The organism is Acetobacter suratthaniensis (genome assembly GCF_017377745.1).
GTDB classification, from domain to species: Bacteria; Pseudomonadota; Alphaproteobacteria; order Acetobacterales; family Acetobacteraceae; genus Acetobacter; species Acetobacter suratthaniensis.
Map to the genome: position 1 here is coordinate 1 of NZ_JAFVMG010000003.1, position 13,594 is coordinate 13,594.

The 13,594-nt window shown below is 54.6% G+C and carries 12 protein-coding genes; 6 read left to right on the forward strand and 6 right to left on the reverse strand.

Annotated elements, in window-relative coordinates:
- Both J2D75_RS04760 and J2D75_RS04765 read left to right on the forward strand, forming a co-directional pair.
- A partial coding sequence (locus J2D75_RS04760) for a hypothetical protein (RefSeq protein WP_207853392.1) occupies positions 1-196 on the forward strand: 196 nt, incomplete at its 5' end.
- A gap of 73 nt (positions 197-269) precedes the next feature.
- Positions 270-1,160 carry a LysR substrate-binding domain-containing protein gene (locus tag J2D75_RS04765; protein ID WP_207853394.1) on the forward strand — a complete coding sequence of 297 codons (891 nt, stop codon included), beginning with the start codon at positions 270-272 and terminating at the stop codon, positions 1,158-1,160.
- Between the two features lie 42 nt (positions 1,161-1,202).
- Here the strand turns inward: J2D75_RS04765 and J2D75_RS04770 are convergent, their stop codons facing one another.
- On the reverse strand, positions 1,203-2,255 hold the full coding sequence (locus J2D75_RS04770; protein WP_243428507.1) for an arginase family protein: 1,053 nt from the start codon (positions 2,253-2,255) through the stop codon (positions 1,203-1,205).
- A 271-nt stretch (positions 2,256-2,526) separates the two neighbouring features.
- Here J2D75_RS04770 and J2D75_RS04775 point away from each other — a divergent pair, with 271 nt between their 5' ends.
- Positions 2,527-3,675 carry an MFS transporter gene (locus J2D75_RS04775; protein ID WP_207853396.1) on the forward strand — a complete coding sequence of 383 codons (1,149 nt, stop codon included), beginning with the start codon at positions 2,527-2,529 and terminating at the stop codon, positions 3,673-3,675.
- A gap of 404 nt (positions 3,676-4,079) precedes the next feature.
- Positions 4,080-4,769, forward strand: coding sequence for a quinone oxidoreductase family protein (locus J2D75_RS04780; protein WP_207853398.1), 690 nt, complete (start codon positions 4,080-4,082; stop codon positions 4,767-4,769).
- Positions 4,770-5,084: 315 nt separating this feature from the next.
- Here the strand turns inward: J2D75_RS04780 and J2D75_RS04785 are convergent, their stop codons facing one another.
- A complete protein-coding gene (locus J2D75_RS04785) occupies positions 5,085-6,017 on the reverse strand; it encodes a hypothetical protein (RefSeq protein WP_207853400.1) in 933 nt (310 codons plus the stop codon).
- A gap of 336 nt (positions 6,018-6,353) precedes the next feature.
- Between J2D75_RS04785 and J2D75_RS04790 the strand changes: the two genes are divergently transcribed.
- Together J2D75_RS04790 and J2D75_RS14630 are read left to right on the forward strand one after the other, a co-directional pair.
- A complete protein-coding gene (locus tag J2D75_RS04790; RefSeq protein ID WP_243428508.1) occupies positions 6,354-7,559 on the forward strand; it encodes a glycosyltransferase family 4 protein in 1,206 nt (401 codons plus the stop codon).
- Positions 7,556-8,719: a glycosyltransferase gene (locus tag J2D75_RS14630; protein ID WP_207853402.1), complete on the forward strand. Its 1,164-nt coding sequence runs from the start codon at positions 7,556-7,558 to the stop codon at positions 8,717-8,719. The genes J2D75_RS04790 and J2D75_RS14630 overlap by 4 nt, the downstream gene beginning before the upstream one ends.
- A gap of 17 nt (positions 8,720-8,736) precedes the next feature.
- On the opposite strand, the gene J2D75_RS04800 is transcribed toward J2D75_RS14630, so the two are convergent.
- Genes J2D75_RS04800 through J2D75_RS04815 form a run of 4 tightly spaced genes read right to left on the reverse strand, consistent with a single transcriptional unit; the run spans position 8,737 to position 13,195 of the window.
- A complete protein-coding gene (locus J2D75_RS04800) occupies positions 8,737-9,888 on the reverse strand; it encodes an LptF/LptG family permease (RefSeq protein WP_207853404.1) in 1,152 nt (383 codons plus the stop codon).
- Between the two features lie 4 nt (positions 9,889-9,892).
- Positions 9,893-11,098 carry an LptF/LptG family permease gene (locus tag J2D75_RS04805; protein ID WP_207853406.1) on the reverse strand — a complete coding sequence of 402 codons (1,206 nt, stop codon included), beginning with the start codon at positions 11,096-11,098 and terminating at the stop codon, positions 9,893-9,895.
- Positions 11,095-11,976 carry an LPS export ABC transporter ATP-binding protein gene (gene lptB / locus J2D75_RS04810; protein ID WP_243428509.1) on the reverse strand — a complete coding sequence of 294 codons (882 nt, stop codon included), beginning with the start codon at positions 11,974-11,976 and terminating at the stop codon, positions 11,095-11,097. Before lptB ends, J2D75_RS04805 begins: the two co-directional genes overlap by 4 nt.
- Positions 11,924-13,195 (reverse strand): glycosyltransferase, encoded by a 1,272-nt coding sequence (locus J2D75_RS04815; protein ID WP_207853408.1) that lies wholly within the window; start codon positions 13,193-13,195, stop codon positions 11,924-11,926. The genes lptB and J2D75_RS04815 overlap by 53 nt, the downstream gene beginning before the upstream one ends.
- Positions 13,196-13,594 lie beyond the last annotated feature (399 nt).

Consider the following 13,594-nt stretch of genomic DNA (forward strand, 5'->3'; position numbering starts at 1 on the left):
TGTCTGTATGTTTTCGGCTGCGCTGTGCGTGCGTCTGCAGCATGTCGTGCAGGCGAGCGAGCTGCCGGTGGTAGAACTCCGCCATCTGCGGATGGAGCAGGGGCGGCAGTGGCGAGGAAGTCAGTCAGGCCCAGACCATGTTCACGACACCGGCGCTCTATCCGCTGGTGGGGCGATTGTCGCGGGTCATTCATGACAGGATAAACCATGCTTCCAAAAGGCATTTGGTGTTAAGGTTTCCAGAGATAAAACAAGGTTCTGGTTAGCAAGTGTCACGAGAAAATTTTAGTGAACTGCTTTCTTTTTTGGCAGTTGCTCAGGAACGGAGCTTTACAAAGGCGGCGGCCCGCAGAGGCGTCACGCCATCCGCAATAAGCCATACCATGCGCCTTCTGGAAGAACGACTGGGTGTCACCCTTCTGACGAGAACAACACGTCGTGTCGTTCCCACGCCTGCGGGAGACTATCTGCTGCAAAATATTCAGCCGCTTTTCGATGAAATCGAGAACCGGATGGCTAGTCTTGATGAGTTCCGTAAATGTCCCAGAGGCAACCTCCGGATTACCGTAACAGATGAATCTCTGGGCTTCTTTCTTCGGCCCCGCATTGCAGATTTTCTAAAGAACTATCCGGAAATCTCCTTGGAGATCTCAACGGATTTGCGCCTGATTGATATTGTAGATGAAGGTTTCGACGCAGGCGTGCGCCTTGGAGAACTGGTGACACAGGGTATGATTTCAGTGCCTGTATCGCCTGACATCCAATTTGCGGTTGTTGGGTCTCCAACCTATTTCAAAAATCATGTTATCCCCAAAATCCCGGCCCGCCTGCAAGAACACAACTGTATCGGCGTTCGCCTGCCAACCCATGGAAAGATTTATCCATGGCGCTTCAGACAGAAGGGAAAGGAGCTGAAGCTTCAGCCTGTCGGCCAATTTATCTGCAATAATGTGTTCGGTGCACGGGATGCCTGCCTGGATGGCATTGGCCTCGCCTATATTCCTAAAATTGTTGTAGAAGAACACATTCAGAATGGCGAACTGATATCAGTTCTGGACGCCTTCTGTCCGACGCATCTGGGGTTTCATCTTTTCTACCCCCGACACCATCGCCATTCGATGCCTCTGTCGCTGTTCGTTGAGGAAATGAAAGTAAAATGAGAAAGCCTGTCTTAGAAAAGACAGGCTTTCTGGCGCGAAGGTTTAACTGCCGATAAGAGGAAGCTGTTTGAGCATTTCCTGCAGGTTTAGCGCATCCCAGGGCATGTGCTCGGCAATTGTCATGCCGACCACTTCTTTTTCGGTCGCTACTTCCTGAATCAGTTTGAGAACATCAGGAATGTTGAGCTTGCCTTCGGCAACATCTCCAAAATCATGCTTGCCACGGCCCGGTTTTGCAAACAGTAGAGAACGGAAGTTGTGCGGATCCAGCACATCCAGATCCAGATGAATGGCAAGTACTTCGATCTGACTGTCTTTCAGCCATTCCATGACCGGCTGTGCGCCATCACGCACCTGCTGAGGTGAACATGTCCGCAATCCATGATCCGCAATAAACTGGGCTTCGAACGGAAGTGGATCATGGATGCCCGCAATCATCACATTCTTGGCGGGAACCGGCTTTGTTACGGCTTTCGTCAGGTCGGGGTCTCCATGGCCTAACATAGCCCCTAAAACGTGTGCATGTGCGTTTGTATACTGCTTTGGGGTTTGAACATCTGGATGGGTATCAATCCAGAGCACGCCCAGCCTGTCGCCATAACGCTCTGAAAGCCACGAAAAAGGCGCGAGTGAGACAAGGCAGTCTCCGCCCAGAACTGCCAGTGACTTCGGTTGATGGCGTTCAATGATTTTCCGAGCATTCTGTATCTGTTTCAGCAGAACACTGCGTCCACGCATTTCATTCTCGACTGGCAGATGGACGTCAGTCGGAGCGTCCACCGGAACTTCCTCAACAGGACCCGCAGAAGGAGGAGCCAGCCAGGCCAGAAGTTTTGATCCAAGATAATAAGGGGGATTATCGCCGCCCTGCCACTGAGGGAAAATAAGTCTCAAAGTTTGGGAATTCTGATCCGCCATGGAAGACCTCCTGTCAGGTAAGTGCAAGCGGTCTATCTCGGCACCGATCAGACAGCTCGCCATCACGCCAGTTGTAAGGGCGATTATCTTTCTTCTTTCGTAAAAAATCCGAGATTTTTCGAACCACTTCATACAATAGAGTATTTCATGAGGAGGATGAAATTGATAGACAATCATTACTGAAATTTATTCACAAACATTTTGATGAAAAACTCTATAGTCATGCAAAGCTTTCGGTCTTACAGACGGAAAAATCTCTAAAAAAGGCCAAGGCTGTATCCACGTCGTGTGGAGTGGCCCTATCTGAGTTCATATGGAAATGGGTGCCATAAATGAATATAGTTATTTCATGTTCAGTAAATACTCACTTCCTTTTTGTTTGCATGTTTAGTGCGGAACCTCGGAATGTATTTTGCCAACCTGAAATTTCAGAAAAAATGCTTTCATCATGCAGCATTTGATTTCTCGGGAGCTTTCTCCTGATCGTCAGAGACTGGCTGTCCTGTCTCTGGCGTTTGGATCCTTTGCGTCAGTCACTACAGAATTTCTTCCTGTAGGTATCCTGCCTGATATTTCCAGAACATTTTCTGTAAGCTCTGGAGCGGCCGGGCTTACCATGACAGTCCCTGGAATGATGGCAGCACTTTCTGCCCCTGGAGTCATGCTATTTGCCGGACGTACAGATCGTCGCAGGATTATTTTATGGCTCTCCCTTATTCTGCTCGCAGGTTGCCTGATTGCCACCATGGCACCGACATTTGCAGTGATGTTGCTCAGTCGGGCACTGGTCGGTATCAGTCTTGGCGCATTCTGGGCCATGGGCCTCTCTGTCGCAGTAGAACTAGTTGCCAAGCAAAAAGCGCATAAGGCAGCCGCGGCTGTTTTTGCGGGGGTCACGGCAGCCATGATTCTTGGGGTTCCAATGGGATCTCTTGTAGCCGAGTATTCATCCTGGCGCGGAGCATTCGTGGCTGCGGCAATCATAGCCATTGCCGCTTTACTCATGCAGTGGAGAATGCTTCCGGCTGTTCCTGCTGAAAGCCATGTCCGGCTCACTGACTTCAAAGCATTTGTCCGGCTGCCCGAAGCACGGAAAAGTATCGTTATGATTACTGCCGTTTTTGCGGCACATTTTGCCGCTTATACTTACCTGACCCCTCTCATCCATGAAGCAGGTATTCCTTCAGCGGCTGTGACGGTCTTGTTGTTGGCTTATGGCGCTATTGGGTTTGCTTCTAACCTCGTGGCCAGCCGCTTTCTGGAAAATAACCTCAAAGCAACGCTTTTTGCTTCGAAAGTATCGCTGGCAATACCTTTTCTGCTCCTGCCTGTGCTGCTGATTTTTCCAAAATTTGAAACGGTGCTCATTCTTCTCTGGGCAATTGCCTGGGGGGCTTTGCCACTGTGCCTGAATACCTGGCACCGTAGTATCGAGACCGAACATTCCGAAGCTGCCGCTGCCATGTTCACTTTTACCGCACAGGTTGCCATTGCAGTCGGTTCAAGTCTTGGGGGCGCGATAGTCGATCATTTCGGGCTGAGAGCCAATTTCTGGATGAGCGCTTTCTATCTGGCGACCCACAGAAAAGTAGAGTGATTGTGTGAGTATCATTCTCTGAGAGAAAATGCGCGACTAAGAGAATACAAATCAAAAATTACGAAAACAATCACGGACGTCTGCCTGTCACCATCAAATGTTTTTTGCATGAGTGAAACATCATGAAGTCTTTGGTTTGTACGTCTTTTGGGGCAACTCCTTCAATGGTTATTGAGGAACGCCCTAAGCCTTTGCCTCGGTCAGGTTATGCTTTGATCAAAATCCATGCCGCGACCGTCAATTAACTTTCTGGGCAAATTCGTCGAGGTCTTTTCGATAAAGCCAAAACGCCTCTCGTTCTGAGTAATGATGGCGCAGGTACGGTAGAGGATAGTGACCTCTTTCAATCTGGAACACGTGTTGCAATTTACGGCGGTGGCCAATTAGGGATTACGGAAGACGGTTTGCAACAGGAATATGTGTCCGTCAGAAATAGCCATGTTTTCGCATTGCCTGACACGATCAGTTTGGACGAAGGTGCCGCGCTCCCTATCAATTATGTGACTGCGTATCAGGCCTTAACCCGCGTCGGACGCATTGAAGCGGGGCAGACGGTTCTGATTTCAGGAGCGGCCGGGGCAGTCGGTCACGCCTTGATCCAGCTTTCGCGCGCTCTGGGAGCGAAGCCCATTGCTGTCGTCTCCAGTCCCCTGAAGGCAGAAGCTGCCCGTAAGAGTGGAGCGGCGGCGGTTGTAGACCTCTCAACTGAGATTCTGTCGGATGTTGTGTCTTCCCTTACGGCTGGTCAGGGAGCCGACCTCGCATTTGATCCAGTAGGAGGCTCTTTGCTCAGAGACCTGATAAAATCGGTGCGTGAACGGGGTGCAATTGTGTCCATCGGGTTTGCTGGCGGCGCTGAATCCTGCCTGGATCTGGCTGAAATCGTCGTTCATGAAAAACGCCTTCTCGGATACGATGCATGGTTGGAAACGGACGAGGCCGTGTCCAATGCGTTTAGTGCTGTCCGGTCTTTTGTTGAGAAGGGTGCTGTTCGTCCAGTTATCGATAGCACATGGACACTGGAGGAATTTGAGAAAGCTTATGAGCGTCTCGCGTCCCGACAGGCTATAGGGACTATTCTTCTCAAAGCATAAAAATAAAGTTCTCTAAGGGTTTTCAAGTCAAACTTGTTTTTTTTCAGACTAATTGAAGCACGTCTGCTGTGGGGAAGGCTATTCAGAAGCAGGTATGTCCGGCACGAGGGCGGAAGCAATGTATAAGCTTTACGCTTGATGAGGGTTGGGGGCATTTATTTCAGTACGGGGTCATGCACGTGCCAAAAACAGTTCATTACAACAGCCTATAATCCCGCGGATAGCAAATAACTGATTGATATGAAATGATAAATCTATCGGTGAGGGGGCTTTTTTAAAATACTAAGCCCACGATCGTAATAGTATGGTTGGTGGCTATTCTCTGGGTTTCTTTTTTCCCAGATGTTTCTGGCTGATATATTCGGCCAGCCAGGGTAGTCCGATCAGAAGATAATCCAATATCTGCTGCAGGCTGGTCATGATCATGAGCACTGTTGCGAGCCCAGCTTGGGGCACGTTCAGAACCTTTGCTGCACTAATGCCCAGCCAGATAAAAACAAGATCTTTGGAGGGAAGGAACGGAATGCGTGTAATGAAAAGACGTAAAGCTACGATTTCAAAAGACAGATAAAATGAATACAGCGATGAGGCGTAAAAAATGATCAGCATATCCAGTGTGAGTGCACCAGCCGACCTGAATAGATGAATAAAGAAAACCCCCGCGAGTTGCTGCTTTGAAAAGCTGCCTTCTTTTTTGCCGGAATTGAGAAAGAAAAGAGCAGGAATAACAGGAAGCAGGATGACCAGAATGGTCGCCGCTTTCATGTTCTGGGCAATAATCCCGCTGATGGCCGGGGATGATAGTAGCAGATAGAGTGCCACCGCCAGAAAAACCACAAAACCTGCGACACCGGAGAGCAGGGCAGAGTCCTTGACCGCATGAAAGAGCTGGGCGCGGGTGACAGAGCGGTTTTTTGTCATCCAGTTGAACAGGTATGTTTCGCCTGAATACTCCAGAACATTGGTATTCAGAACACGCTTTCTGAACAGGATAACCAGAGGAATTGAATTTTTTGTCCCCAGTAGAGTCCTGAAGATCATTTTTTCTGTGATGGGCAGAAGAAAAAAAGCAGGGATCTGGAGCGCGTAAAAAAGCGGGTTGGTGGGCAGGGCGTGAATAAGCGCGTGCCAGCCGATTTTCTTAAGTTTTACCGCAATCAGTGCAATGAATATAAGCGGGAAGACATAGAGAAATATCTGCTTGATGACCTGGAAAATTCTGGTCGCGGTAGGGTTGTTCAGGAGCATGGTGTTTTCTCCTGAATATAAGGTTCTCTGTCAACGATGAATAAGGGCTGGAAAAGACTGTAATAAAATTTGACAGGTTAAAGCTGCTATATTTGGGCATACTGTGCAGCATCAATGCCGTATAAGTGGTGCGCGGTAGAATGGTTTTCGGAGGAATTGTCAGGGTACTAAATTATTGGTTCATAAACGGGGCCAAAGATAATTTTATATTCCTCAGGGTGCCGTTTTGTGTCAAAAGCGGCGAACCTAAACCGTTAATTTTTGTAGGGAGCTTGAGCAGACGTTAATATGCAGGTCGCATCGTATAATGAGGATGTCGAGGGTAGAAGTGGTATCTTGAAGGCGTCCAAAACGTCGAAGGCGTTTACCCTGTCTGGTGAGCCCGGCCTTCTGCCGAATGGACGGCGGATGCGCGTGGCTATTGTCGCCAGTTCCTACAATTACATCCGAGATGGTGTTGCCCTGACGTTAAACCGTCTGGTGGAGCATTTGGACAAAGCAGGAGTGGAGGTTCGCGTCTTCACGCCGGTTAATAAAAAACGGCAGGCTTTCAAGCATTACGGGCAGATTGTGCCTGTGCCATCCATTCCGTTGCCTGGCCGTTCTGATTATCGGCTGGCTTTCGGGTTGCCGCAGGCCGAAATCGAGGCTTTCAAGCCTGATCTCATTCATGTGGCACTGGCACCGGACTGGCTGGGCTATTCCACCCTGCGGATGGCCCGCAAGCTGGGTGTGCCGCTCGTGGCCTCGTACCATACCTGTTACGAGAAATATCTCGAATATTATGGTGTGGCCAATCTTTTTACCCGCCTGCTGAAGAACTATCTCAGTTCGTATTACGCCACCTGTAAGGAAGTGTACGTTCCCACGCAGTCCATGATTGATGAACTGCGACAGGACGGGCTGCACGATAACTTTATTCTGTGGCAGCGCGGCGTTGATGCGGATCTGTTCAACCCCGCCCAGCGTTCAATGGCATGGCGGGAGTCGCTAGGAATTGCCCCCAACGAAGTGGTTGTGCTGTTCGTCTCGCGTCTTGTGCGGGAAAAGCAGCTTGCAACGCTGGCGGGGGTTTTTACCCGCCTGAAGGCGCAGGGTATTCCTTTCCGCAGTCTGGTGGTGGGCGATGGCCCCGAGCGGCAGATGCTGGAAGAAACCTGCCCGGATACGATCTTTACCGGCACCTTGCAGGGCGAGGAACTGGCGCGGGCTTATGCTTCGGGCGACATTTTTGTCTTTCCGAGTGACACGGAAACCTTCGGTAACGTCACGCTGGAAGCGATGGCCTCTGGCCTGCCCTGTGTGTGTGCGAGTGCTCCGGGCAGCCAGTCTCTGGTGGTGGATGGCGAAACCGGCTTTCTGGCGACGCCCCGCAATGCGGATAGTTTTACCGGTTATGTCCGTTGCCTGCTGGAAGACCCCGACCTGCGGCACCGTATGGGTATTGCAGCCCGCGAGCGCAGCCTAAGCTTTTCATGGTCTGTTCCCATGGAAATGCTGCTCAATCGTTATCGTAGGCTGATCAACGGGCCAGCGGCGTGAAGATTGCTGATGTTTCAGAGTTTTACGCTCCTCAGGGTGGGGGGGTAAAAACCTATGTAGAGGCCAAGTTCCGTGCAGCGGATAGACTTGGCCATACGTTGGTTGTTATCGCTCCCGGCCCGGAAGATCGGGTGGAGCCTCGCCCCGGTGGGCGTATTGTCTGGGTAAAAAGCCCGGCCATGCCAGCCGACCCCCGTTACCGCATGTTCTGGAAAGCCGAGCCGGTCTGGCGTGTGCTGGATCAGGAAAACCCCGACATGGTGGAGGGATCTTCTCCGTGGCGTGGCGGTTGGCTTGCCGGGCAATGGAAGGGTAAGGCTCCTCGGGCGCTGTTCATGCATGCTGACCCGGTTGCGGTGTATCCCCAAACCCTTCTGGGCGGTTTTTTGTCTGAAAAAACCATTGATGGTTTTTTTGGCTGGTTCTGGCGTTATCTGCGCCGTCTTGATTCGGCTTATGATTGCTGTGTGGTGGCGGGCCAGTGGCTGGCGGATCGTTTTGCCCGACAGGGGTTGGAGCGGATCGAGGTTGTGCCTTTCGGTATTCGGGGCGGCGAGTTCAGTCCTGACCTGCGCGATGAAACCTTGCGTGCCTCCATGTTGGCGGCCTGTGGGCTGGAGCGTAGCGCCACCCTGCTGGTAACGGTCGGACGGCATCACCCGGAAAAACGCGTGCCTATGCTGATGCGTGCGATCAGCATGGTGCCTAAAGGGCAGCCGGTTGGCCTGTATGTCATCGGTGATGGCCTGCAGCATGCCAAGGTGCGCAAGCTGGCGGCAGACCTGCCGCATGTTCATATTGCCGGAGCGGAAACAGATCGCATCAAACTCGCCCGGATGATGGCGAGCGCGGATGCGCTGTTCCATGGTTCCACGGCGGAAACTTTCGGGTTTGTGGTGGCGGAAGCCCTGTGTTCCGGCACGCCGCTGATTGTGCCCGCGGCTGGCGGTGCGGGTGATCTTGCCCGTCCGGCCTATGCCGAAACCTACAAACCGGGTGATGCACAGGATGCCGCTCGGGCCATTGTCCGCTTTGCTGCGCGTGAGCGTCCGCCCCTGTCAGCCGCAGCCTATGAGGCCGGGTTGCAGGTAGGGGACATAGACCGGCATTTTGACAGGCTGTTCGCGCTCTACCAGACATTGGTGGAGAGCAGGCGCTAGCTCTGGCGCATGGTCGTTTATGCCGCGCGTTCTGTTTTCCATAACGTATAGGCCGTGATTGCCAGTGCCGCGCAGGGCACGAAGCCGCCAGCCAGCCATGCGGGGATAACCCCGGTCTGGCCCAGTAGCACGCAAACCCGTGTTGTGGCGTGTGCGCCATATCCCCATGCCAGAACTCTGGCTGCCCTGTTGGCGGTTACTGTGTAGGGGATAAGGGTGGCGCTCAACACATAAGCCATGAGCGCCATAGCACCCGGGAGCAGGAAAGCCGCATACAGTGTGGCCAGCCGCGTTTTGTACGGGGCGGCATCATAGCCCTCGCCACCATGACGGGAGAGGGTGCGGAGCGTGCGAATGGGCAGATACTGCACCTCAATCCCATACGCACTCAGCCATGGTGGAAAAATGCCGAGATCACGCGATATCTCTGCATCGGGCAGGGGGGTGACCAGTGTGGGGGAAAAGGCATCGCCCGACCATGTGCTTGGTTTCATCAGATGCCACAGGCCCGTGGCCCTGTCGTACTGCGCGATTGGAGCCATATCAATTTCCACAAGCTGGAAATTGTTATCGAAGCGATAGAAGCTCAGATCGTGCAGCGTCGCGGGTGGGCCGTAGGCGATGCGGGTGGAAATCAGCCCTTTGCGGCTTTCAATCCAGATTGTGCTGCTGGTCTGGCTACGGTCGAGGCGCTGGGCATCGCGGCCTATGTGCTCGCGCATCTGTTCATTGATGGCCGCAGGCCCCAGACAGCCATCCATGACGAACGTTGCCGGGCCGGCCAACAGTCCCAGCAGTATGACAGGGCAAAGGCTTTTGAGGGGTGAACGCCCGGCATTGGCTACAAACAGGCGCTCGCCCGAGCGGGTATGAGCCATTTCCGTCAGCCATACGGCCAGAAAGGTCGTAAAGGGCATGAGTGGCGCCATTAGCCCCGGTGCGCGCAGCAGGCAGAAAACCAGCAGGTTTCGCGCGGCGCCATGCCCCCCGGCTTCCATGACCGCATCCATCTGGGGCCATAAATCTATGGTCAGTGCGACGGACAGCAGCACACTGGCGATGATGGCGAAGTTGCGCAGATACGCAACAAGGACAAAGCGGGTGTACAGGCCGAAGGGGGCCAGATGAAAGCGCTTGCGCTGCGTGTCAGAGGTGGAGGAGGTGGTCATGCGGTCACGCCCGGAAAAGCTGAGGCAGCAGCAGACGGCTGCTGGTCGCGCGGAGCACCAGCAGCAGCAGCCCGCTGATTACGGCGGTGCAGGCCAGCAGGGTTGCGGTGGATACCCATACTCCGTGCGGAATGACAAACCCCATAAGCCACTGGGTAACGATGTTGCAGCTCATCAGCAGCAGGCACCCGGCGGGCAGCGGCAGGGCGTTGTTGCGCTGGGTTGTCTGGCTCAGGGCAACGAGTGCCACAAGAGGGGCCAGCAGGCAGAGCAGCGCACGGGCTAGGCGCTCCATTGCAAGGCGGGTGGCGGTAGTGCGTTCGATTTTTTTGATACTGGGGAAATACAGCTCAGGCAGGGTCAGTTCGGCACCATCGGCAGAGCGTGGTGCAAAAGGCAGGATGTCATCCAGTCCCAGCGCCTTGTACACCTTATCTGCTGAAACGTTGTCCTGCGTATCGGTGCAGCAGGCCGTTTCTGATTCGGGTTTGTCGGTAATGGTGAAAATCCGCGAAAGCATCTGGTTCAGGTTGACGGCCAGCAGCTTCTCGGGCGGGAAGCCCGTAGCGTGCAGCCCTTCGGCCTGAATAATGCGGAAATGCGTCTTGTCCACGGGTTCATGAATGAACAGCTCTTCATGCCCTGTGGGGGTTTTCTGGGCGCGGTCGGCGGCTATGCGACTTGGAATGTAGAGCATGCGTTTTTGCGAAAGAAAAAGCTGGCTCTGGGGCGATGGGTTAATGAGGTAGTGATAGGTCGCATTGAACAGCACAAGTCGTTGGCTGTACAGCGCCAGAGGGTTGATTAAACCCGATGAGGCGATGGAGAAGGTCAGCGCCGCCACAGTGACAAGCCCAAGCGGGCGCATGCAGGCGAACGGGCTCTGGCCACTGGCGCACAGCACCAGCAATTCGCGGTTTTCGCGCATGGTCAGCACAGTACGGTACACCGCGACCGTCAGCACCAGAGGCAGGGCGAGGTCGAGAATTTGCGGTGCGCTGAGCAGGAATATCAACCCTGTATCCAGCACGGAGACATGGTTGTGAATGACATCACGAAAAATCATGGGGACGCGCTCGGCCAGAAAAATGGCTTCGATCACGCCCATAGCCATAGCCGCCTGTAACAGCACCATGCGCAGGAACTGGCGCACATACAGGGTTTTGAGCCAGTTTCGGAAGCGGAGCATAAGGGAGGCGGCGTGTGTCACAGGGTGTTTCCCTCGCCCAGATAGACACGGCGCACATCCGGGTCATGCGAGAGTGTGGCCGGGTCGCCTTCGGCCAGAACACGACCGGATTCAACAACATAGGCACGATCCACCAGCCGCAGGATGTCCATGGCGCTGTGGTCGGTAATGAGTACGGACAGGCCCTTGTCTGCCAGATGCCGCAAAAGGCCGGTTACCGTGCCGGTATTGAGCGGGTCTACCCCGGCAAAGGGCTCGTCAAACAGGGCGATGACAGGATCACACGCCATGCAGACGGCAATTTCGCACCGGCGTCTTTGCCCGCCTGAGAGCTGTGCCGTGCGGCGGTGGCGCACGGTTTCGAGGCTGAACTCCTCCAGCAGCGCATCGCGCCGTGCCGCGCGTTCCTTGCGTGAAGACAGGCGGGTTTCCAGCACAAGGTCGATGGTGTTCTGCACGGACAGTGTGCGGGGCAGAAAAGAGGTCTGTGGTAGATAGGCCAGCCCATATTGCGCCCGCAGATGGAAAGGCATGCGGGTGACATCAACGCCATTGAGCGTGACCGTGCCCATATCCGGTTGCAGGATGCCTGTCAGCAGACGGAACGTGGTGGATTTGCCTGCACCGTTAGGGCCGAGCAGGCCCACGATTTCACCAACCCCGACATGCAGGCTGATGTTCTTGATGATATGCTTGCCGTTGACGGTTTTTTGTATGTCCTGAACCCGCAGCATGCTCAGTGGCCCGCCTGTTTGTGCGCAGCTATGGGCCGCCCGTTTTCCGGCGCGGGGCCACAGGCGGGTGTTGGCCGCTCTGGCAGCACTCTGGCGGGGTTGGGCTGGTGGTTCACGGTGCGGGCCGGGCAAAGCGGAGCATGGCTGCTTGCATGCTTTGGGCATGGGTGCGGGCCTCGAACTCACGCTCTACACGCGCACGCCCGGCCTGACCATGCGCCAGACGGAGGGCGGGAGAGCGAAAATAGGCCACGCAGGCTTCGGCCATGCCAGCGACATCGGGCGGCGCCCCGCAGAGCAGCCTACCTTGCTCGCCATCGGTAATCATTTCGCCAATCCCGCCCATGTCGAACGCGATAACAGGGCGGGAGAGCGCCATGGCTTCCATAACCGCGCGGGGCAGGGGGTCGGGATAGACGCTGGGCACCAGCACCACATCAAAATCCGACACATAGGGAATGACATCGGCCCGGAAGCCGAGAAAATGCACCTGCTTTTCCAGCCCAAGCGAACGGGCCAGATCCTGACAGGTGCGCAGGTGGTCTTCCGCCATGTCCTGTGGGGTGTCGCCCAGAATAACGAAGTGACACAGAGCCCTTTCTTCAGGGCTGAGGCGTTCGAGCGTTGCGTGTGCTGCGTGCACCAGTTCCACAAACCCCTTGCGGCGGATAACGCGCCCATGCGCGCCAAAAATCACGCTTTCAGGCGGGAGCCCCAGTTCATGACGCAGGCGGTCGGTGCTTGCTGTGGGCTGGAATTCTTCCAGATCAAGGGCATCGTGGGTCAGGCTTGTTTTTTCGCGGCACTGGGCGAACTGGCCTGATACGGCGGCCGATACGCAGAAAATAGCCCGAACGGCCGCACTTTTGGCCAGAAAACGGTGCAGGCCGCGAATGGGGGCAGGTACATCGGGGTAGAAAACATGCCAGATTGCCGGAACCCCGGTGGCCATTGCCACAACACCCCCGACGAGATTGGCCGTGGTGCCGTTGCAGAAGATAAGCTGGTAGCGCTCCTTGCGCACCCGGCGAATCAGCCGGAACAGGCCAGCCGTGGCCCGCAGCACATTGAATACCGAACGGCCGGTGCGCAGGGGCAGGGGGGCAGAAAAATCTTCGCGCGTCATGGCGCGGTTTATGGGCTGCTGCACGTTTTCCAGCAGGGCAGGTTCAATAATCAGGGTATCCGCGGCGTTATGGCTGCGGAGATCCGCGCTGACCGTATCTTCACGCGGGAGCAGTACCGTGCGGTTGATCCGTGCGGGGTCCAGAAAGCGCAGCAGGCACAGCAACGTCTTTCCCGGCCCGCCATTGCGCGACGTATCATTAATGAACAGCACCCGGATCGGTTCTGGCTGTGCGGCAGGGTTGGGGGTGATGGACATGGGAAAGGCAGTGTTCCGGCGCTAGGGTCTTGTAGGTGCAAACCCTGCGAAACAGACGGGATACAATGCTGATGGCCCGCCCAGTTGCCGCATGAGGGCGCATGGTGCGGAGGCTTTATATTTTATTGTCAGGCGTTAAGGCAACACGAAGATAGGCCGGACATGGCCCGGTTGTTCGGGATACGAACACAGTATGTTTCAATATGTTTATGATGAATACCTGCTTTTGGCATTTCATTTCTGCCCGAAGGGGTGGGTGCTGCGTTTTTCATGGTGATTTTTTTTACGATATGGGTGGGGTTTAAGGGGGGCGGGCCTGTTCATGCTCACCCATGCCAGCATGCGATGCCGGGAGGGCCTGGGTGGCGGAATGACGCTTAGGCTGTATCAAGAGTGATA

Coding starts and splice junctions, on each gene's coding strand:
- J2D75_RS04770 (WP_243428507.1), bottom strand. CDS start 2,255: ATGATTGTCTATCAATTTCATCCTCCTCATGAAATACTCTATTGTATG.
- J2D75_RS04775 (WP_207853396.1), top strand. CDS start 2,527: ATGCAGCATTTGATTTCTCGGGAGCTTTCTCCTGATCGTCAGAGACTG.
- J2D75_RS04785 (WP_207853400.1), bottom strand. CDS start 6,017: ATGCTCCTGAACAACCCTACCGCGACCAGAATTTTCCAGGTCATCAAG.
- J2D75_RS04800 (WP_207853404.1), bottom strand. CDS start 9,888: ATGACCACCTCCTCCACCTCTGACACGCAGCGCAAGCGCTTTCATCTG.
- lptB (WP_243428509.1), bottom strand. CDS start 11,976: ATGCCCAAAGCATGCAAGCAGCCATGCTCCGCTTTGCCCGGCCCGCAC.
- J2D75_RS04815 (WP_207853408.1), bottom strand. CDS start 13,195: ATGTCCATCACCCCCAACCCTGCCGCACAGCCAGAACCGATCCGGGTG.